Origin of the sequence: Burkholderia mycopellens, assembly GCF_964265025.1 — a bacterium.
GTDB lineage: Bacteria > Pseudomonadota > Gammaproteobacteria > Burkholderiales > Burkholderiaceae > Burkholderia.
Genome location: NZ_OZ183802.1, coordinates 932,404 through 952,266 on the forward strand (window position 1 = coordinate 932,404; position 19,863 = coordinate 952,266).

Annotated in this window: 14 protein-coding genes; 8 read left to right on the plus strand and 6 right to left on the minus strand. The window is 69.0% G+C overall.

Features of this window, described 5'->3' with window-relative positions; translation table 11 throughout:
• Positions 1-41 precede the first annotated feature (41 nt).
• Positions 42-1,487, minus strand: a complete 1,446-nt coding sequence (locus ACPTTC_RS04375; RefSeq protein ID WP_423391660.1) for a TAXI family TRAP transporter solute-binding subunit — start codon at positions 1,485-1,487, stop codon at positions 42-44.
• A 438-nt stretch (positions 1,488-1,925) separates the two neighbouring features.
• On the opposite strand from ACPTTC_RS04375, the gene ACPTTC_RS04380 reads away from it, so the two are divergent.
• From ACPTTC_RS04380 to ACPTTC_RS04390, 3 genes are all read left to right on the plus strand, one after another.
• Positions 1,926-2,291, plus strand: coding sequence for a BON domain-containing protein (locus ACPTTC_RS04380; protein WP_175957974.1), 366 nt, complete (start codon positions 1,926-1,928; stop codon positions 2,289-2,291).
• A gap of 136 nt (positions 2,292-2,427) precedes the next feature.
• Positions 2,428-4,518, plus strand: coding sequence for a D-(-)-3-hydroxybutyrate oligomer hydrolase (locus ACPTTC_RS04385; RefSeq protein WP_423391661.1), 2,091 nt, complete (start codon positions 2,428-2,430; stop codon positions 4,516-4,518).
• 614 nt (positions 4,519-5,132) lie between these two features.
• Positions 5,133-6,968, plus strand: a complete 1,836-nt coding sequence (locus tag ACPTTC_RS04390) for a S10 family peptidase (protein ID WP_423391662.1) — start codon at positions 5,133-5,135, stop codon at positions 6,966-6,968.
• A 157-nt stretch (positions 6,969-7,125) separates the two neighbouring features.
• On the opposite strand, the gene ACPTTC_RS04395 is transcribed toward ACPTTC_RS04390, so the two are convergent.
• The 5 genes from ACPTTC_RS04395 to ACPTTC_RS04415 all read right to left on the minus strand — a co-directional run bounded on the left by ACPTTC_RS04395 (position 7,126) and on the right by ACPTTC_RS04415 (position 12,513).
• Positions 7,126-7,914, minus strand: coding sequence for a sulfite exporter TauE/SafE family protein (locus ACPTTC_RS04395; protein ID WP_226195487.1), 789 nt, complete (start codon positions 7,912-7,914; stop codon positions 7,126-7,128).
• Between the two features lie 317 nt (positions 7,915-8,231).
• The gene (locus ACPTTC_RS04400; RefSeq protein WP_423391663.1) at positions 8,232-9,671 is read right to left on the minus strand and encodes a DHA2 family efflux MFS transporter permease subunit; all 1,440 of its coding nucleotides are present in this window, start codon (positions 9,669-9,671) and stop codon (positions 8,232-8,234) included.
• Positions 9,672-9,807: 136 nt separating this feature from the next.
• A complete protein-coding gene (locus tag ACPTTC_RS04405) occupies positions 9,808-10,539 on the minus strand; it encodes a DsbA family oxidoreductase (RefSeq protein WP_423391664.1) in 732 nt (243 codons plus the stop codon).
• A 208-nt stretch (positions 10,540-10,747) separates the two neighbouring features.
• Positions 10,748-11,542, minus strand: coding sequence for a helix-turn-helix transcriptional regulator (locus ACPTTC_RS04410; protein ID WP_423391665.1), 795 nt, complete (start codon positions 11,540-11,542; stop codon positions 10,748-10,750).
• The gene (locus ACPTTC_RS04415) at positions 11,539-12,513 is read right to left on the minus strand and encodes an ornithine cyclodeaminase family protein (protein ID WP_423391666.1); all 975 of its coding nucleotides are present in this window, start codon (positions 12,511-12,513) and stop codon (positions 11,539-11,541) included. Before ACPTTC_RS04415 ends, ACPTTC_RS04410 begins: the two co-directional genes overlap by 4 nt.
• A gap of 378 nt (positions 12,514-12,891) precedes the next feature.
• Here ACPTTC_RS04415 and ACPTTC_RS04420 point away from each other — a divergent pair, with 378 nt between their 5' ends.
• The 5 genes from ACPTTC_RS04420 (at position 12,892) to ACPTTC_RS04440 (ending at position 19,820) form a co-directional block, all read left to right on the plus strand.
• The gene (locus ACPTTC_RS04420; protein WP_423391667.1) at positions 12,892-13,671 is read left to right on the plus strand and encodes an ABC transporter substrate-binding protein; all 780 of its coding nucleotides are present in this window, start codon (positions 12,892-12,894) and stop codon (positions 13,669-13,671) included.
• Positions 13,672-13,738: 67 nt separating this feature from the next.
• Positions 13,739-14,983, plus strand: a complete 1,245-nt coding sequence (locus ACPTTC_RS04425; protein ID WP_423391668.1) for an NAD(P)/FAD-dependent oxidoreductase — start codon at positions 13,739-13,741, stop codon at positions 14,981-14,983.
• 485 nt (positions 14,984-15,468) lie between these two features.
• On the plus strand, positions 15,469-18,717 hold the full coding sequence (locus ACPTTC_RS04430) for a beta strand repeat-containing protein (RefSeq protein WP_423391669.1): 3,249 nt from the start codon (positions 15,469-15,471) through the stop codon (positions 18,715-18,717).
• Between the two features lie 63 nt (positions 18,718-18,780).
• A complete protein-coding gene (locus tag ACPTTC_RS04435; protein WP_423391670.1) occupies positions 18,781-19,191 on the plus strand; it encodes a quinol oxidase in 411 nt (136 codons plus the stop codon).
• Positions 19,188-19,820: a LolA family protein gene (locus ACPTTC_RS04440; RefSeq protein ID WP_423391671.1), complete on the plus strand. Its 633-nt coding sequence runs from the start codon at positions 19,188-19,190 to the stop codon at positions 19,818-19,820. The genes ACPTTC_RS04435 and ACPTTC_RS04440 overlap by 4 nt, the downstream gene beginning before the upstream one ends.
• Positions 19,821-19,863: the final 43 nt, after the last annotated feature.

Here is a 19,863-nt window from a genome sequence, read left to right on the forward strand (position 1 = left end):
GCGGCGGCGCGCGCATGCGGCAATGATCGCGGATCGTCCGCTCACGCGGAACCGGGAGTCGCCCGGGGGGGATCGCCGGCCGGTGTCGGTGCCGCGTCGGCGCGTGCCTGCGGCTGGCCGCTGGTGCCAGGCGGGGCCGCCGGCGTGTCCTGGTCGTGCGCGGTGAGCCGTTCGCGCACGAAGCCGATGTGCTCGCGCAGCACGTAGAACTGCCCGGCATAGGCCAGCGGCATCTTCATCCGGTTCACGGCTTCCTCGATGTCGTCGAGCTCGTCGAGCAACTGCACGCGTTCCTCGGCCGTGTGTTCGCCGAGCGCGCTGCGCTCGAGCGCGATCAGCGCGCCGTACCAGCGGTAGATGCGCGAACGCACGCGCCAGCCGTACAGCGACGGCACGAGCCGCAGCCCGGGGATCAGCACGACGATCAGCGGCACGACCACGACGAGCAGCCGGTCGACGAGGCTCGCGACCCAGAACGGCAGCCGCCGGTACAGGAAGGTCTTGCCTGATTTGTAGTAGCGCGCGGCATCGTCGGACAGCGGGAACCCGCGGGTGACGGACGACGGGAATTCGCCCGCGTGCTGCAGGATCGTCGCGTGGCCGTGCACCTCGCGCGCGGCCTCGATCAGCAGGTCGGACAGCGCGGGGTGCAGCGAATCGCGCGCGACGAGTTCGATGGTCGGCGCAACCGTGTGGATGTCGGCGGGCGGCAGGTTGCGGCCGAGATCGTAGACCCCCATCGGCAGCGTGATCGCGGTCAGGTACGGAAAGCGCCGCGCGTACGCCTCGGCCTGCGTGAACGAATACACATGCACGCCTGGCGCGCGGAACAGCTTCGCCATCACCGGGATCTGCGTCGAGTCGCCGGACAGGAAGGCCGCGTCGATCTTGCCGTCGAGCAGCGCGGTGGCCGCGTCCTCGCCGGCGGTCGGCAGCAGTTCGGTCGAGCCGCCCGGCACGATGCCGTTCATCTTCAGCAGCGCGAGGCTCAGCTCGCGCGCGCCGCTGCCTTCCGCGCCGAGCGCGAGCCGCTTGCCCTTGAAGTCGGACAGGCGCGCGACGACCGGGCCGCGATACATGATCGCGAGCGGCACGTAGCCGATGCTGCCGAGCGACACGAGGTGTTCGTCGCGCTCCTTCGGGCCGATGCCGCTCTGCACGAAGCCGACGTCGACCGGCGCGTTCGGGTTCGACAGCCGCGCGAGGTTCTGGGCGGACCCTTCGGACGACTGGACGTCGAGCGTGACGCCGTTCTTCGCGAGGATCGTCTTGTATTTCTGCGCGGCGTTCCAGTATGTGCTGCCGGGCGGCCCGGCCGAGATCACGAGCGTGGACGGCGGTGCCGGCTGGATCAGCTTGACCGCGAGCCAGACGGCCGCGGCCGCGAGCAGCACGGTGGGGCCGATCGACAGCGCGAGGTCGCGCCACGACACCGCGACGAAGCGGGCGAGGATGCGGCGGGGCGGGCGAGGGCGGACTGGCTTCATGGGGGCGGCGGATGACGCTGGCGTGACGTATCGGTGACGGCCGGACGGTTGTCATGGACGATGCCGATGCTCGCGGCGATGGTACCCGGTTTCGCCGTGCGTGCGCGAGTGGGGCGGCCCGGCGCGGCCCCGCGGCGACAGCGGCGGGCGGCCCCGCGTCAAAAACTTTGCGCTTCCGCGGGCGCTGGATTACATTGTGCGACGCAGCCGCGCCCGATTTGTGCGCGACCCGGCACGCAAGCAGACCGGGCGCGTCCGGCCGGCGGCTGTCCGGCGCGGCCGGCCCGCTTTCGCGTGCGCCGGCCGCCAGCCCGCCTTGCCTCTCTCGTATCGCCGTGGAAAACACCGGCTGTCCCGCCCGTTCGCGCGCGGGCCGGCTGTTTTTGGGGGTATTCGGCCGTACTGTGCACGGCCGTTCCGGAGTGATAAGGAGATAGCATGAAGTCGATCGTGTTGAGAGCGTTGGGCGTCGCCGCCGTGGCGGCCTGTCTGTCGGGCAGCGTGTATGCGCAGTCGAGCGATGCCGCGGCAATGGAAGCGCCCGCGGCCGCGACCAGCGCGCCGAAGGCCGCCGCGAAAACCGCGAAGAAGGCGAACCGCAAGCTCGGCTACGCGGTGCGCAAGGCGATTTCGAAGGAATCCGGCGTGAACGTGTCGAACCTCGTCGTGCGCTCGAAGGGTGGCGCGATCACGCTGGAAGGCACGATGCCGGCCCAGGATCAGATCGACAAGGCCGAAGCCGCAGCCAAGGGCGTGAAGGGCGTGACGTCGGTCACGAACAAGCTGACGGTTCAGCAGCAGTGATGCCGGGCAGCGGCGCGTGAGCGCCGCATGCGCCCGTTTTCAGGCGGGCCCCGGTACGCCGGGGCCCGTTTGCGCTTGAGAGGCCGCAAGCCGCACGAAGCGGTGGCGGACCGATAACGATATCGAGAGGGCGGCGATGACGAGGCTCGGGTGGGGCAGGCGGATGGTTTTCGGCGCGGCGCTGGCCGCGGTCGCGATACTCGGCGCCTGCAATGGCGACGAGTCGGCCGAGCGCAACCGGTTGCCCGGTTTCGTGTCCGGCAACGTGCGCACGACGGCCTATGACGGCACGAGCGACGACCTGCTGACGGCCGGCCTCGGCAAGACGGGCCTCGGCTCGGCGAGCGCCCCCGGCTTTGCGAATGCCGCCCGGCCGACGAGCGCCGAGCTGCGCCGTCTCGCGATCTGGTCGAACTACCGCGCGCTCGTCGACATGAGCGCGAACGGCGGCTACGGTCGCTTCTGGGGGCCGAACGTCGACCTCGACGGCAACGACACGCTCGGCGAAGGCAAGATCCCCGGCACCGAATATCTCGCGTACTCCGACGATGGCAGCGGCAGCAAGAACGTCACGCTGCTCGTGCAGGTGCCCGCCAGCTTCGATCCCGCGCAGCCGTGCATCGTCACCGCGACGTCGTCGGGCTCGCGCGGCGTATACGGCGCGATTTCCGCGGCCGGCGAATGGGCGCTCAAGCGCGGCTGCGCGGTCGCCTATAACGACAAGGGCGGCGGCAATGGCGCGCACGAACTCATGTCGGACACCATCACGCTGATCGACGGCACGCTCGCCAACGCGGTGCTGGCCGGCACCGCGAGCCTGTTCACCGCGAACGTCACCAGCGGCGATCTCGCCACGTACAATGCCCGCTTCCCGAACCGCTACGCATTCAAGCACGCGCATTCGCAGCAGAATCCCGAGCAGGACTGGGGGCGCGTGACGCTGCAGTCGGTCGAGTTCGCGTACTGGGCGCTCAACGAGCAGTTCGGGCCGCTGATCGACGGCTCGCATCACGGCGTGCGCTATCGCGCGGGCGACATCACGACGATCGCCGCGTCGGTCAGCAACGGCGGCGGCGCGTCGCTCGCGGCGGCCGAGCAGGATAACCGCGGCTGGATCACCGCGGTCGTGGTCGGCGAGCCGCAGATCAACGTGCGGATGGCGCCGAACGCGGTCGTGCGCTCGGGCGGCCAGCCGGTGCCGTCGTTCGGCCGGCCGCTGGCCGACTACGCGACGCTCGCGAACCTGCTGGAGCCGTGCGCGGCGGCATCGGCGTCGCTCGCCGGCGCGCCGTACCTGAGTGCGCTGCCGGCGGCGACCACGCAGTCGATCCGCACCCAGCGCTGCGCGACGCTCGCCGCGGCCGGGCTCGTGTCGGGCGCCGATACGCAAAGCCAGGCCGCCGACGCGCTCGCGCAGCTTCACGCGGCCGGCTACCTCGCCGATTCCGACCTGCTGCAGGCACCGATGTGGGATTCGCAGGCGATTCCGGCGATCGCGGTGACCTATGCGAACGCGTACACGCGCTCGCGCGTGACCGACAACCTGTGCAATTTCAGCTTCGCGACGACGAACCCGGCGACGGGTGCCGTGGCCGCGCCCGCCACGTCGCCGATGCCGGCCGTGTTCGGCGTCGGCAACGGCGTGCCCCCGACGGCCGGCATCGACCTCGTGTTCAACACGGGCGCGGGTGTCGACCACCGGCTCGCGACGCCCGATGCGAGCTTTGCGGGTGCGCTGTGCCTGCGCCAGCTCTGGACGAACGGGATGCTCGGAATGCCCGCGAACGTCGACGCGGTGCGCGTGAACGCGAACCTGCAGGGCAAGCCGGCGATCATCGTGCAGGGCCGCAGCGACGCGCTCGTGCCCGTGAACCACGCTTCGCGCGCGTACGTCGCGCAGAACGGCATCAGCGAAGGCGGACGCAGCCAGCTCGTGTTCTACGAGGTGACGAACGGCCAGCACTTCGACGCGTTCCTGCCGGTGCCGGGCTTCGACACGCGCTTCGTGCCGGTTCACTACTACAACCTGCAGGCGCTGAACCTGATGTGGAAGCACCTGAAGAACGGCGCGCCGTTGCCGCCGTCGCAGGTGATCCGAACGGTGCCGCGCGGCGGCACGCCGGGCGCCGCGCCCGCGCTGATGAGCGCGAACCTGCCGTCGATCTCGGCCGCGCCGGGCGCGAACGCGATCACCGTCGGCGCCGGCGCGATCGACGTGCCGCTCTGACGGCACCCGCCGCGCCGCCGTCACGAAGCCGGACAGTCGTCCGGCTTTTTCGTTTGGGCGCCGTGGAATCGGTCCCGTGGTGCCTTTTTTTTGAATGGCGAGCGCTGTAACAAATTATTACTTTACGGCGGTAAATCAGGACCCTAATATGCGCCGGTATTTTAACTTAATTTAATAAATTCCAGATACGAGATATTCCTTTCCGTTTAGTTAATCGATCCTTTCGATTTTATTAAATCGGCTCGAGTCGCGATTGATCGTCGTTTTGCGATTAATCGGCATCTCGCCGAGGGGGATTGTTCGTCTGTTCGAAGCGAGGCGCCCTGGTCTGGCGGGCCTGGCGGGGCATGTGTTTGCCGTCGATTTTGTGCGGATGCAAATTCGCGCAATGAATTCGTCTGGCTGCGGATTATTGAATTGTCGTTCGCAATGGAATTGATTCCATTGTGCGGTCGCAAAAAAATATGGGTGGGGTAAATCATGCCGATCGGCATTCGCTGATTCGGTAAAAAACTCGGAGTGCGTCGCATAACGAATGCATTCCTGGTGCGGAGCGTCGGCGCAAATGATCCTTTGCGGCCGGCGGTATTTATCGTTCTGTTCGAGAGGCAATAATGACGACACGGAAGTCCTTGAAAGACGGTTTCGCGCTATTCGGAACGACACTGAGCGTGCCGCTCGCCGCCGCCGCGGCCGCGGCGCTGCTCGTCACGGGGTGCGGCGGCGACGACGGGTCGAGCCCCGCCGCTTCGGCCGCCGCCGCGGCCGCGACGTCGGCCGGCGCCAGCACGTCGGCGAACACCAGTACCACGGCCGCGGCGGCCGACCAGCCGTACGTCGACAACGACGTGTACGGCACCGGGCCGAACGACGCGGTCACGGATGCCACGGAAGGGGCAGCCGTCGTGCACCGTACGGTCACGATCGGCGGCAAGTCCATCAAGTACACGGCCACCACGGGCCACCTGACGACGATCGACCCGACCACGTCGGCGCCGAACGCGAAGATGTTCTACGTCGCGTACACGCAGGACAATCCGGACCCGTCGAAGCCGCGCCCGGTCACGTTCTTCTACAACGGCGGCCCCGGCTCGTCGTCGGTCTACCTGCTGCTCGGCTCGTACGGGCCGAAGCGCCTGCAGTCGTCGTTCCCGAACTTCACGCCGCCCGCGCCGTACAAGCTGCTCGACAACCCGGACAGCCTGCTCGACCGCACCGACCTCGTGTTCATCAACCCGGTCGGCACCGGTTACTCGGCGGCGATCGCCCCGGCGAAGAACAAGGACTTCTGGGGCACCGACCAGGACGCCCGCTCGATCGACCGCTTCATCCAGCGCTACCTGACCAAGTACTCGCGCTGGAATTCGCCGAAGTTCCTGTACGGCGAGTCGTACGGCACCGCGCGCAGCGCGGTCGTGTCGTGGGTGCTGCATGAGGACGGCATCGACCTCAACGGGATCACGCTGCAGTCGTCGATCCTCGACTACGCGAATGCGCTGTCCGCGCCGGGCACGTTCCCGACGCTCGCGGCCGATGCGTTCTACTGGAAGAAGACCACGCTCAACCCGACGCCGACCGATCTCGACGCGTACATGGTCCAGGCCCGCAATTACGCGGACAACACGCTCGCGCCGCTGGCGCAGAAGCCGAACCCGCAGGACGGCGGCTTCGTGAACGTCCGCCTGAACCTGAACCTGCAGACCGCGCAGCAGATGGGTTCGTACATCGGCACGGATCCGACGTCGCTGATCCAGACCTTCGGCAACCCGGCGGCGCTCGGCAACGTGCCGTCGTCGGACGACAACCCGCCGTACACGTTCTTCCTGACGCTCGTGCCGGGTACGCAGATCGGCCAGTACGACGGTCGCGCGAACTTCACGGGCAAGGGCATCGCGCCGTACATCCTGCCGAACTCGGGCAGCAACGATCCGTCGATCACGAATGTCGGCGGCGCGTACACGGTGCTGTGGAACAGCTACATCAACACCGACCTCAAGTACACGTCGACGTCGTCGTTCGTGGACCTGAACGACCAGGTCTTCAACAACTGGGACTTCAGCCACACGGACCCGACCGGCGCGAACAAGGGCGGCGGCAATACGCTGTACACGGCCGGCGACCTGGCGTCGACGATGAGCGTGAACCCGGACCTGAAGGTGCTGTCGGCGAACGGCTATTTCGACGCCGTCACGCCGTTCCACCAGACGGAGCTGACGCTCGCGCAGATGCCGCTCGACCCGACGCTCAAGGCGCAGAACCTGACGATCAAGAACTACCCGTCGGGCCACATGATCTACCTGAACGACGCGTCGCGGACCGCGCTGAAGGGCGATCTCGCCAACTTCTACGACGGCATCCTGGCCAACCGCACTGCGCTGCAGCGCGTGCTGAAGCTGCAGATGCGCACGCAGCAGCTCAAGCAGCAGAAGTTGCAGCAGCAGGGGCAGTAAGCGCCGAGGGCGGCTTGCGCCGCCCCGGATGAACGACAGCCCGATCGGCGCAGGCCGGTCGGGCTGTTTTCATGAGTGGCGGGCGATGCGCCGGCGCGTCATGCGCCGGCAGCGAAATGGCGTCAAACCGTCGAGGACGCGGCGTTCGCGTCGCGTGTTACGCGAGCACGAGCCGGATGCCGACCGCGACGAGCGTCGCGGCGAGCAGGTTGCGCAGCAGCCGCTCGGGCGCGCGCGCCGACAACAGGCTGCCGAGCACGATGCCGGGCAGCGAGCCGAGCAGCAGCGACAGCAGCATCGACCAGTCGACCGAGCCGAGCAGCCAGTGGCCCATGCCCGCGACGAGCGTGAGCGGCACCGCGTGCGCGATGTCGGAGCCGACGATGCGGGTGGTCGCGAGCGCCGGATACAGCAGCAGGAGCACGGTCACGCCGATCGCGCCGGCGCCGACCGACGTCATCGACACGAGCACGCCGAGCACGGCGCCCGTCAGCACGGTCGACCACAGCGTGCGCGCGGGGCTCGGTGCGAGCGGGTTGCGCGCGGCGAACGCGGCGAGCTGCGGCCGGAAGATCAGCGCGAGCGACGTGAGCAGCAGCGCGACGCCGAGCACGAGCTGGATCATGCGCGCGGTGCCCGGCGCGTTCATCCCGTGCGTATGCAGCCACCACAGCGTGACGGCCGCGGCCGGGACGCTGCCCGCCGCGAGCCGGCCCGTGATGCGCCAGTCGATCGAACCCTTCAGGCCGTGGACGAGCGTACCGGTGGCCTTGGTCGCGGCCGCGTACAGCAGGTCGGTACCGACCGCCGTTGCGGGGTGGACGCCGAACAGCAGCACGAGGATCGGCGTCATCAACGAACCACCGCCAACGCCCGTCAGGCCGACGAGGATGCCGACGAACAGGCCGGACAACGAGTACAGCAGATCGATATGGGGAAGCGACATCGGAAGCAGGCGGTTATGCGGCGTTCGGCGGCGGCGCGCGGCCGCTGCGCGCGCGTCAAAGTCCGCCATTGTCGCAAATGTGGCGGGTGGATGTACGACTGCGTTAAAAATCGGCCGCGAAGGCCCGTGCGGCCGGCGGCCGGCCTGACGTAAAACAGGCGTTTGAGCGGAGCGGGGCGGGGTAGCAGGCCTCCTCGCGGCGATCGGTCCGAGACGCCTGATGGAACGGGCGCGCGTGCCGGCCCGGCACGCGTAAAAAAGGGCGCGACGGTGCGCGCCCCGGTTCGACGGTGGCGGTGGGCGCCGCCGGCTGCCGGTCAGTGCATCGCGGGGCCGACGCCTTCAACCGCATCCAGCCGCCGGATGCGCAGCGCAAGGCCGATCAGCGCGGCCGCGGCGGCGAACGCCGCGCCGAACGCGAAGGCCGCATGGTAGCCGCCGTTCAGTGCGTCGAGCGGCGTGGCCTGCGCGGCCGCGAGCGCGTCGGTGCGGGCGGCCGCGAGGCTCGCGAGCACGGCCAGGCCGAGCGCCCCGCCCATCATGAACGCGGTGTTGACGATCCCCGACGCGAGCCCGGAATCGGCCGGATCGACGTCGTTCATCGCGGCGAGCAGCACCGGGTTGAACGCGATACCCGCACCGATGCCGAGCAGCGTCATGCCGGGCAGCACGTGCCAGACGAAGCCGCCGTCCGCCGGGGCACGCGAGAACAGCGCGAGGCCGCAGGCCGCGATCAGCAGGCCGGCCGCGATCGGGCCGCGGATCCCGAAGCGCAGCACGATCCGCGCGGACAGTCCGAGCGAGAACGCGGCCATGATCAGGTTCGCCGGCAGGAACGCGAGGCCAACCTGCAACGGCCCGTAGCCGAGCACACGCTGCATGTACAGCGCGGACAGGAAGAACCACGCGAACATCGCGGCCGCCCACAGCACGGCGATCGCGTTCGCGAGCGCGACGTTGCGCGAGGCGAACAGCGAGAGCGGCATCAGCGGGTGCGCGGCGCGCGCCTCGATCGCGATGAACAGCGCGAGCAACGCGACGGCCGCGCCGATCAGCGCGACGGTCTGCGTCGACAGCCAGCCGGCTTCGTTGCCGCCGACGATCCCGTAGACGGCCAGCATCAGCGACGCAGTCACGGTGACCGCGCCCGCGACGTCGAGCCGCGCGGGGCCGGCCGGCGCGCGTACGCGCGGCAGCAGCGCGACGCACATCGCATAGACCGCGATGCCGATCGGCAGGTTGACGAGGAAGATCCAGTGCCACGACAGCGAACTCGTCAGCAGGCCGCCGAGCAGCACGCCGATGCTGCCGCCGCCCGCGCAGACGAACCCGTAGACGCCCATCGCACGCGCGCGCTCGCCGGGCTCGGTAAACAGGTTCATGATCAGCGACAGCGAAACGGCCGACACGACCGCACCGCCGAGCCCCTGCACCGCGCGCGCGGCGATCAGCATCGTCTGCGATGGCGCGAGGCCGCACGCGAGCGACGCGAGCGTGAACACGACGAGGCCGGCGAGGAACATGCGCCGCTGGCCGTACAGGTCGCCGAGCCGGCCGCCGAGCAGCAGGCAGCCGCCGAACGTCAGCAGGTACGCATTGACGACCCACACGAGGGCCGTCTCGGTGAAATGGAGGTCGGTGCTGATCGACGGCAGCGCCACGTTCACGATCGTGCTGTCGAGCACGATCATCAGCACGCCGAGGCAGAGCACGATCAGCGCGTACCAGCGCTTCTCGCCGTGAATCCCGTGGGTCATGGGCTTGCAGCCTTCCGATGGTGATTCGAAGGGATGCATTGTAGACCTCGTCCGCGCGGGTTTCCTGCCGGTTTGTGGCAGCAGCGAAGCGGGGTCGCGCGTCTGGTCGGCACGCGCGCGATGGATGCGACGCGCGTTACGAGCGCGCCGGCAGTTCGCAGCCGTCAGGGCCGCATGCGGCCGCGTCGCCGCCGTCGAGTTCGACGATGCCGTCGCGCCACGCCTGGTCGAGCGCCTGCGCGAACGCATCGGCCGGTTGCGCGCCCGACACCGCGTAGCGGCCGCCGAACACGAACAGCGGCACGCCGCGCCCGCCGATCTGCTCGGCGCGCGCGATGTCGGCTTCGACTTCGTCGCGGTACAAGTCACTGCGCAGCACGGCTTCGACGGCCGAACGCTCGAGCCCCGCTTCGACCGCGAATTCGGTCAGCTCGGCGTGATCGAACAGCGAGCCATGCTCGCAGAAATACGCGCGGTACAGCCGCTCGGTCAGCGCGTGCGCGCGGCCGGTCGATTCCGCGAGCTTCACGAGCCGGTGGCCGTCGAGCGTATCGCCGACGAGCGTGCCGGGCAGGTCGTAGCGCAGCCCGACGCTCGCGGCCGCATCGGTCACCTGGCGCAGCATCTGGTGGACCTGCGCGGGCGCCATCCGGTATTTGCCGGCGAGCATCGCCTCGACCGGCTCGACGGGCTGGCCGGGCATCAGCCGGTACGCGCGCAGCGCGACGTCGACGCGGTCGGCGTGCGCGAACGCGGCGAGCGCTTCGTCGAAGCGGCGCTTGCCGATCCAGCACCACGGGCAGATCAGGTCGGACCAGATTTCGACGGTGAGGGTCGGGCGGGCAGTCGGGGCGGGAGCGGTCGTCATGGGCGATTCCGGGCAGCAAAAAAATGTAACCGGGACTATATCATTTTGTGCATCGACGCTTGGTCTTGGCCGGACCCTGGCGGAACGGGCCCGCGCCCGACGTATCACGAAGCATAGACACGGACGGCACGGACCGATAGCGATTGCCGATGCCGGACGCGGCGAAAGGGTCCGGCGAACCGGTCCGCGGGGGCACGCCGCTTACCGCTTACGCGTCACCCTGCGTTTCCTTCAGGTGCTTGAGGTGCTTGTAGACGGTCGCGCGGCCCATCCCGAGCACGTTCGCGACGTAGTTCGCCGCGCTCTTGCCCCGGAACGCACCTTCCGCGTAAAGCGCTTCGACGAGCTCGCGCCGGTGCTCGCGCGTGAGCCCGTTCAGCCCGACCTGCCGCTCGCGCAGCCAGCCGTGCAGGAACGTGTTGATGCGCTCCTGCCAGTCGTCGCGGAACAGCTCGTCCGGCTGCGCGACGACGCCCGCGCCCTTGATGAACAGGTCGAGCGTCGCGCGCACCTCGTCGAACACCGCGATGTTGAAGTTGATGCACATCATCCCGGCCGGGCGGCCTTCGTCGTCGAACAGCACGTTGCTCACGCAACGCATCCGCCGGCCGTCCCAATTCAGTTTCTCGTACGGGCCGATCACGCGCTCGCGCGCGGAATGATCGATTTCCTCGAGCGCGGAATCGTCGCCGACCTCGCGCTTCGACAGGTTGTTCGCGAGATACAGCACGGTCTGGTCGTGCAGGTCGTGGATCACGACTTCCGCGTACGGGAAGAACAATGCGGCGATACCGTCGGCGATCGGCGCATAGCGGGTGAGCAGCAGGTCTTTGACGGGGGATTTCTTCTTGCGCATCGGATTCGCCATCTCGGGTGGGCGGGGGGCGGGCGGCGCATCGGGCCGGCGCGCCGGCGCACCGGTGGCCGGCATGCCCGTGCGCCCGCGCGCGGCCGCCGCGGCGGTTGCGCCATTGTATCGGCCCCGCGCGCGCGTGACGCTCATGCGCGCGTCAGGTGCGTGTACAGCGCGTGCGCGATCGCAATGTCCTCGAGCCCGAGGCCGATCGAGCGGAAGAAGGCGTGACGCGCGTACGACGGAGCCGGACAGGTGCCGGCGACGAGCGCGGGCAGGTCGCCGACGATCCGCGCGGGGTCCCAGCCGTGCTCGGCCACGGCGATCTGCATCTCGCCGGCGCTCGTGGGCGTCGTGTGCCGGTAGTCGCAATACACGTCCAGGTCGGGCAGCCAGGCGGGCGGGATCTCGTGTGCGCGCGCGACGTTCGTGCTGATCGACGTGACGAGCGCGGGGCGCGTGAGCATCCCGTCGCCGAGCACGGGCGTGCCCGACGACGTGCACAGCATCACCACGTCCGCGTCGTGCACGCAGGCTTCGACGCTCGCCGCGGCCCGTGCGCGCGGATCGCGCTGCGCGAGCGTCGCCTGTTGCGCCGCGTCGCCGGCGAGCGCGGGCGAGTACACGCGGATCGTCTCCCAGTCGCGCAATCCCGCCGTGTGCCGCAGGTGCGCGAGGCCGACCGCGCCCGCGCCGACGATCGCGAGACGGCGCGCGTCGCGCGGCGCGAGGCAGTCGACCGCGAGTGCGGTCGTGCCAGCCGTGCGCTCGACGGTCAGCAGGCCCGCGTCGCACCACATCAGCGGTTGCCCCGTGCACATCGACATCAGCGTGGTCCACGCGGTGACGATCGGTCTCCCGTCGGGCTTGCCGCCCGTCACGACATACGGCGACAGCTTCGCGCCGAACACCTGCGCGTCGGCGAGCGCGCCGAGATACGTGATGAAGTCGCCGGCCTGGTCGGGAAACAGCGTGAGCGTTTGCGGCGGCTGCACCGCGCGCGCCTCGGCGAGCGACGCGAACATGCTGCGCAGCGTGCCGAGCACGTCGAGCGACGGCAGGGCCGCGCGCACCGCGGCTTCGTCGACGGTCAGCGGCAGGGTCGGGGCGGTTTGCGTCATGCGGACATCTCCGGTCGGGGCCGGACAGGACAGTCTCGATCGACGGTGCCCGGCAATGTTTGTGATGGACGAAAAGTCTAATATAGACAAACGAAATCGGGATAATTTTTCTTTTCGAGACTTCGTATCGTCGCGTGGTTCGGAAAAAACGCCGGTAAATCAAGGAAATTTCTGGCGTGCGGCGAATTTTTGACGTCGCGTATCGGGCGCGATTCTCGTATCCCCTATAGTCTATAGTAGACTTTGAGTCTATATTTCGCGTGCAGGACACGACGCGTCGCCGCGTGGCGGCCGCCTGCTTCGAATGCCGACCCGGCGCGCGGCCGGGGCCGTCGTGTACCGATCTTCATCGCCTCAATCCGGAACGGAAGGACCGTCATGAACTGGAAGCTCTCCCTTTGCGCCGTTGCGGCGCTTGCCTGCGCGGCCGTCACGGCCCATGCGGAACAGACCACGTTGCGCTTCGGGATCGAAGCCGCCTATCCGCCGTTCGAGAGCAAGACGCCGGCCGGCCAGTTGCAGGGTTTCGACGTCGACATCGGCAACGCGGTGTGCGCGAAGCTGAACATGAAATGCGTGTGGGTCGAGAATGCGTTCGACGGCCTGATCCCGGCGCTGCAGGCGCGCAAGTTCGACGCGATCGACTCGGCGATGAACATCACGTCGAAGCGTCGGCAGAGCATCGATTTCACGCCGGCGATCTACGTGGTGCCGATCGTGATGATCGCGAAGCACGGCTCGCCGCTGCGGCCCGACGTCGCGAGCCTGCGCGGCAAGCACGTCGGCGTGCTGCAGGGCTCGTCGCAGGAGGATTTCCTGAAGGCGCACTGGGCCGATGCGGGCGTGGCCGTCGTGTCGTACCAGGATCAGGACCAGATCTACGCCGATCTCGTCGCGGGGCGCCTCGACGCGGCCGTGCAGGAAGCGCAGACCGCGCAGGACGGTTTCCTCGACAAGCCGGCCGGCCGCGACTACCAGATCGTCGGCGAGCCGCTGAAGGATCCGGCGACGCTCGGCGAGGGCACGGGCTTCGGGATGCGCAAGAACGACAAGGCACTGCAGGCGAGGATCGTCGGCGCGCTCGACGCGCTGAAGAAGGACGGCACGCTCAGCGCGCTGTCGCGGAAGTACTTCAAGCGCGACATCGTCGCGAAGTAATCACCGCCGCGCGCCGGCCGCCGCGCCGGCGCGTGTCGCATCGAATCTCGACGCAGTACGGGGAACCATGGATTTCGACGTCATCGTTCTGGGGGCCGGCATCGTCGGCGTGTCGTCGGCGCTGCATCTGCAGGATCGCGGGCTGCGCGTCGCGCTGGTCGACCGGCGCGCGCCCGGCGAGGAAACGAGCCACGGCAATGCGGGGCTGATCGAGCGCTCGTCGGTCGTGCCGTACGCGTTTCCGCGCCGGCTCGGCACGCTGCTGCGCTATGCGCGCAACCGCTCGGTCGATCTCTACTGGGACTACCGCGCGCTGCCCGCCTATGCGGGCTGGCTCGCGCGCTTCTGGCGCGAATCGTCGCCGCAGCGGCTCGCGGCCGCCGCGCGCGACCTGCTGCCGCTCGTCGCGGCGAGCGTCGTGGAGCACGACGCGCTGCTCGCGCGCACCGATGCCCAGCCGCTCGTGCACGACGGCGGGTGGATCGAGGCGTTCCGTTCGCCCGCGCTGTTCGATGCGGAAGCCCGTGCTCAGCAGCGCGTGGCCGACGCGCACGGGCTGCGAATGACCGTGCTCGACGCCCATGCGTTGCGGGCACGCGAGCCTGGTATCAGTGACGCGTTCTGCGGCGCATTCCACTGGCAGGACCCGAAGACCGTGTCGAGCCCGGGCGGGCTGACCAAGGCCTACGCGCGGCTGTTCGAGCGCGACGGCGGCAGGTTCGCGCTGGGCGATGCCAGGACGCTCGTGCAGGTGGATGGCGGCTGGCAGGTCGGCACCGAACACGGGCCGATTTCGGCGCGCTCGGCCGTGGTTGCGCTCGGGCCGTGGTCCGATCACGTCTTCGCGCCGCTCGGCTACCGGATTCCGCTGCGCGCGAAGCGCGGCTATCACATGCATTACCGGCCGACGCGCGCGCCGTTGAATGTGCCCGTGTGCGATACCGAGGCAGGTTTCGTCGTCGCGCCGATGGAAGGCGGCCGCCTGCGGCTCACGACGGGCGTCGAGATCGCGCTGCGCGGCGCACCGCCGACCGGCGTGCAGCTCGCGCGCGCCGAGCCGCTGGCGCGCGATGCGTTCGGCATCGGCGAGCGGCTCGATCCCGAGCCGTGGCTCGGGATGCGGCCGTGCACGCCCGACATGCGCCCGGTGATCGGGCCCGCGCCTCGCCATCGCCACCTGTGGTTCGCATTCGGCCATTGTCATCACGGGCTCACGCTCGGCCCCGCAACCGGACGCCTGCTCGCCGAAATGATGACGGGCGCGCCGACCTATATCGATCCCCGTCCGTACCGGCCCGCGCGCTTCGGCTGATCCGGCGGCGCGCGCCGCGTCACGTGCGCCGGTTTTCACAATGTTTCAATCTGCCATCCGAATGACCGGAAATCGCGCGATCGGAAATCATCTGCGTAATCGGCAAGAAAGATAATCGCGAAATAAAGAAAATAAGCAAATCGGCGATTTATCAATGCATTTTCATATTGCTGAAATGCGTAATAGGCGGTCGCTGATGACGGTGCGGCATGCCGTCGTGGCGGGTGTTCCGGTGTTACGCGGAATGTACCGGAACACGTTACCGCGGGGCTCGCAAACGTTACGTTACATCCGCGCTTCGTCGGCGTTTTTTCGTCAGATGATTGCGGTGTCCGGGCCGTGTATTTCGTCTGAAATCGATTAAAAAAGCGTTATTGCCCGCCAATAGGCAGACGAATCAATCCTGTTTTTTGAATTGGCACACTTCGTGCAATCCGTCCCCATGCTTTATCAACGTTGTGCCAACCGAGATGGGGAAAATAAAGATGGGACACAATCTGAAATTGACGGGTGTGGCGCTGTCGGTCGCGACGGTGTTCGGGGTGCTGGCTTCGGGTTCCGCGATGGCGGGGGCACTTGATTCGCTGCCGATTCCGCAAGTGATCGTCAACCCGCCGACGAACAGCGTGTCGGTCGGGTTGGTCGCGACGGGTACGTCGCCGCTGGGCTCGGTCACCGTGGCGGCAGGCGGGGCGGGCGCGATCCAGACGTCGCTTGGCGATCCCGGCCAGGTACTGTCGGGCGCAGTGGGGGCGGTGACGGGCGCACTCGGTGGTGGCGGCGGCACGGTGCAGCCGCTCGCGCCGGTCCAGGGCGTGCTGAATCAGGTGACGGGCGCGCTGAGCGGCGGCAACGCGGCGGGTGCGTTGACCGGTGCGCTGAATACGGCGACGGGGACGCTGAGCAATGCGGTTGGCACGGTAACGGGGGCACTGGGTGGTGTCGGCGGTGGGTCGAACCCGCTGGCGCCGGTTCAAGGCGTCGTCAATCAAGTGACGGGCGCGCTCGGTGGCGGCAACCCGGCGGGCGCGTTGACGGGTGCAGTCGGCACGGTGACGGGCGCACTGGGCGGTGTCGGCGGTGGGTCGAACCCGCTGGCGCCGGTTCAAGGCGTCGTCAATCAAGTGACGGGCGCGCTCGGTGGCGGCAACCCGGCGGGCGCGTTGACGGGTGCAGTCGGTACGGTGACGGGCGCACTGGGTGGCATCGGCGGTGGCTCGAACCCGCTGGCGCCGGTACAAGGTGTCGTGAATCAAGTGACGGGTGCGCTGGGTGGCGGCAACCCGGCAGGCGCGTTGACGGGTGCAGTCGGTACGGTGACGGGTGCATTGGGCGGTGTCGGCGGCGGCTCGAACCCGCTGGCGCCGGTTCAAGGTGTCGTGAATCAAGTGACGGGCGCGCTCGGTGGCGGCAACCCGGCAGGCGCGTTGACGGGGGCGCTCGGCACGGTGACGGGCGCACTGGGTGGCATCGGCGGTGGCTCGAACCCGCTGGCGCCGGTCCAAGGCGTAGTGAATCAGGTCACGGGCGCGCTCGGTGGCGGCAACCCGGCAGGCGCGTTGACGGGGGCGCTCGGCACGGTGACGGGCGCACTGGGTGGCATCGGTGGTGGCTCGAACCCGCTGGCGCCGGTTCAAGGTGTTGTGAATCAAGTGACGGGCGCGCTCGGTGGCGGCAACCCGGCGGGCGCACTGACCGGCGCACTCGGTACGGTGACGGGCGCACTGGGTGGTATCGGCGGTGGTTCGTACCCGCTGGGGGCGGTTCAAGGCGTCGTCAATCAAGTCACGACGGCCCTCAACAACGGCAACCCGGCTAGTGCATTGACGGGCGCACTCGGTACGGTGGCGGGTGAACTCGGTGCGGGCAATCCGGCAGGCACGGTGACCGGTGCGATCGGCAACGTGACGGGGGCACTGGGCGCATTGGGCGCTATCGGTGGCGGCGCGGATCCGCTGGCGCCGGTGCAGGGCGTCGTGAACCAAGTGACGGGCGCCCTGAGCGGCGGCAATCCGGCGGGTGCGCTGACTGGCGCGCTGAACACGGCAACCGGGACGCTAAGCAATGCACTCGGTACCGCAACGGGCGCGCTTGGCGGTATCGGCGGCGGTTCGAATCCGCTGGCACCGGTACAAGGTGTCGTGAATCAGGTCACGGGTGCGCTCGGTGGTGGTAACCCGGCTGGCGCGTTGACGGGTGCACTCGGTACGGTGACGGGCGCGCTGGGCGGTATCGGCGGCGGTTCGAACCCGCTGGCGCCGGTCCAAGGCGTCGTCAATCAAGTGACGGGCGCGCTCGGTAGCGGTAACCCGGCTGGCGCGTTGACGGGTGCACTCGGCACGGTGACGGGCGCACTGGGCGGCATCGGTGGTGGCTCGAACCCGCTGGCGCCGGTTCAAGGTGTCGTCAATCAAGTGACGGGTGCGCTTGGCGGTATCGGCGGCGGCTCGAACCCGCTGGCGCCGGTCCAAGGCGTCGTGAATCAGGTCACCGGCGCGCTCGGCGGTGGCAACCCGGCACGCGCACTGACCGGCGCACTCGGCACGGTAACGGGCGCTCTGGGCGGCATCGGTGGCGGCTCGAACCCGCTGGCGCCGATCCAGAATGTCGTCGACCAGGTCACGGGTACGCTCGGCAGCGGCAACCCGGCCGGCGCGCTGAGCAATGCCGTCAACACGATCACGGGCACGCTCGGCAACGTCGGCGGCGCGGGGAGCCCGCTCGCACCGGTGCAAGGTGTCGTCACGCAACTCGCGGGCACGCTCGGCAACGATCCGGCCGGTGGGCTGACGAACGCGCTGAACTCGGTGACGGGGGCACTCGGCGGCTCGAATCCGCTGGCGCCGGTGCAAGGCGTCGTGAACCAGGTGGTCGGCACGCTGTCCGGCGCCGGTGGCGGCAGCCCGATCACGCCGATCACGAACCTCGTCAACGGCCTGCAGAACGCGCTGCCGACGGGCGGCAACGCAGCCGGCGCGCTGACCGGCGCGCTCGGCTCGGTGACGGGCGCACTCGGCAACCTTGGCGGCTCGAACCCGCTGGCGCCGGTGCAAGGCGTCGTGAACCAGGTCGTCGGCACGCTCGGCAACAGCAACGCGGTCGGCACGGCCACGAACGCACTGGGTAATGCGGTCGGCTCCGTCGTGGGCGCACTCGGCAACCTTGGCGGCTCGAACCCGCTGGCGCCGGTGCAGGGCGTCGTGACCCAGGTTGTCGGTACGCTCGGCAACCTCGGCGGCTCGAACCCGCTGGCGCCGGTGCAAGGTGTCGTGAACCAGGTCGTCGGCACGTTGTCGGGCGCAGCGGGCAACAACCCGATCGCGCCGATCACGAACCTCGTGAGCGGCCTGACGGGCGGCAGCAACCCGGCCGGCGCACTGACCGGCGCACTCGGTTCGGTGACGGGCGCACTCGCGAATGGTCCGGTGGCCCTCGGGCAGGCGGCCGGCGCGCTGTCGGGCGCGGCCGGTTCGACGGCAGCGGCGGGCGGCAGCCTGCTCGGCTCGGGCGCGAACGCGGCCGGCGGCACGGCGGGTGCAGTCGGCTCGCTGCTGACGACGGGCGCCAACGCGACGGCGACGGTCGTCAACGCGGTCGGCACGACGGTGGGCACGGCACTCGGCTCCGCGCCGGGCCTGTCGGTCACGCCGCACTCGGGCAACAGCGCGCCGGGCAACCCGCTCGCACCGGTGTCGTCGCTGCTCCAGTCGCTGACGGGCGCACTGCCGAGGTAACCGGCCGGACACGCACGGCGGCGCCCGATTGGCCACCGTGCGCAACGGGTCGCGCAACGCGGCATGACAGGAATGTCATGCCGCGTTGTCTTTTTGGGGTGCGGCTTTTCTTTTGTCGCGCTACCGGACGCAGCGCGATGCACTGCAGGCGCTGTTCCCGCTGCCGGGCGTCGCGCCCGCGCTGTCGGCGGCAGCTATTTCTTCCGGCCGAACCACGTGATCGTGCATGCGCACGTGCCGGTCGAGCAGACCGTGTCGGCCGAGCCCGGCCTGCTGCCGCACAGCTTCGAGATCGATGCGCCGCAGGCCGGCATCGCGGTGCACACCGAACTCGGCACGACGCCGAAGACGTTTCGCTTCATGCCGGCACAGCCGGGCCGGTTCGCCTACTATTGCACGCATCGGCTGCTATTTTTCAGGAGCCGTCGCGAGCGCGGGGTGGAAGGCGTGATCGATGTCGAGGCGGCGCCGTGATCGCCGCGTTGCTGGCCGCGAGCCTGATAGGAGCGAGCATGACCGCCGATCCCGTGACCGTTGCGCAGGCGCATTTCGACCACGTCCGCTCGTACCGCGCGACGATCCGCTCGTCCGCGCGCAGCGGCGAACGGACGGAAATCCGTTACGCGTACCTGAAACCGGGCTTCGTCCGGATGGATTTCGTGTCGCCGCATCACGGCGCGGTGCTCGCGTACGATCCCGGCGACGGCAAGGTGCGGCTGCGCCCGTTCGGCGCGCATGCGCCGCCCGCGCTGACGCTGTCGCCGTCCAATCCGCTCGTGCGCGACCGCAGCGGCCACCGGGTCGACCGGTCAGACGTCGGCGAACTGCTGCGCAACGTCCATGCGCTGCAGGAAGGCGGCGCGACGGTGACCGAAGGCGAGGAGGCCGTCGGCGGCCGGACCGCGCTGCGCGTGTCGGTCACGGGCGCGCCTGCACATGCGGTCGACGGCGTGCATCGCTACCGGTTGTGGCTGGATACCGAGGACGGCTTTCCGCTGAAGGTCGTCAGCTTCGCGGACGATGACGACGTGCCGCTCGAAACCGTGACGCTCGACGACATCGAGATCGACGTCGCGTTTCCCGAACGCTTCTTCGCGCCCTGAACGGTGCGCTGACTCCTGCCCCTGACGGGCATGCCGGAGGCTG

Excerpts from the sequence above, each read along its gene's own strand:
- ACPTTC_RS04375 (WP_423391660.1), bottom strand. The coding sequence starts at position 1,487 with ATGAAGCCAGTCCGCCCTCGCCCGCCCCGCCGCATCCTCGCCCGCTTC.
- ACPTTC_RS04380 (WP_175957974.1), top strand. The coding sequence starts at position 1,926 with ATGAAGTCGATCGTGTTGAGAGCGTTGGGCGTCGCCGCCGTGGCGGCC.
- ACPTTC_RS04385 (WP_423391661.1), top strand. The coding sequence starts at position 2,428 with ATGACGAGGCTCGGGTGGGGCAGGCGGATGGTTTTCGGCGCGGCGCTG.
- ACPTTC_RS04390 (WP_423391662.1), top strand. The coding sequence starts at position 5,133 with ATGACGACACGGAAGTCCTTGAAAGACGGTTTCGCGCTATTCGGAACG.
- ACPTTC_RS04395 (WP_226195487.1), bottom strand. The coding sequence starts at position 7,914 with ATGTCGCTTCCCCATATCGATCTGCTGTACTCGTTGTCCGGCCTGTTC.
- ACPTTC_RS04400 (WP_423391663.1), bottom strand. The coding sequence starts at position 9,671 with ATGACCCACGGGATTCACGGCGAGAAGCGCTGGTACGCGCTGATCGTG.
- ACPTTC_RS04405 (WP_423391664.1), bottom strand. The coding sequence starts at position 10,539 with ATGACGACCGCTCCCGCCCCGACTGCCCGCCCGACCCTCACCGTCGAA.
- ACPTTC_RS04410 (WP_423391665.1), bottom strand. The coding sequence starts at position 11,542 with ATGAGCGTCACGCGCGCGCGGGGCCGATACAATGGCGCAACCGCCGCG.
- ACPTTC_RS04415 (WP_423391666.1), bottom strand. The coding sequence starts at position 12,513 with ATGACGCAAACCGCCCCGACCCTGCCGCTGACCGTCGACGAAGCCGCG.
- ACPTTC_RS04420 (WP_423391667.1), top strand. The coding sequence starts at position 12,892 with ATGAACTGGAAGCTCTCCCTTTGCGCCGTTGCGGCGCTTGCCTGCGCG.
- ACPTTC_RS04425 (WP_423391668.1), top strand. The coding sequence starts at position 13,739 with ATGGATTTCGACGTCATCGTTCTGGGGGCCGGCATCGTCGGCGTGTCG.
- ACPTTC_RS04430 (WP_423391669.1), top strand. The coding sequence starts at position 15,469 with ATGGGACACAATCTGAAATTGACGGGTGTGGCGCTGTCGGTCGCGACG.
- ACPTTC_RS04435 (WP_423391670.1), top strand. The coding sequence starts at position 18,781 with ATGACAGGAATGTCATGCCGCGTTGTCTTTTTGGGGTGCGGCTTTTCT.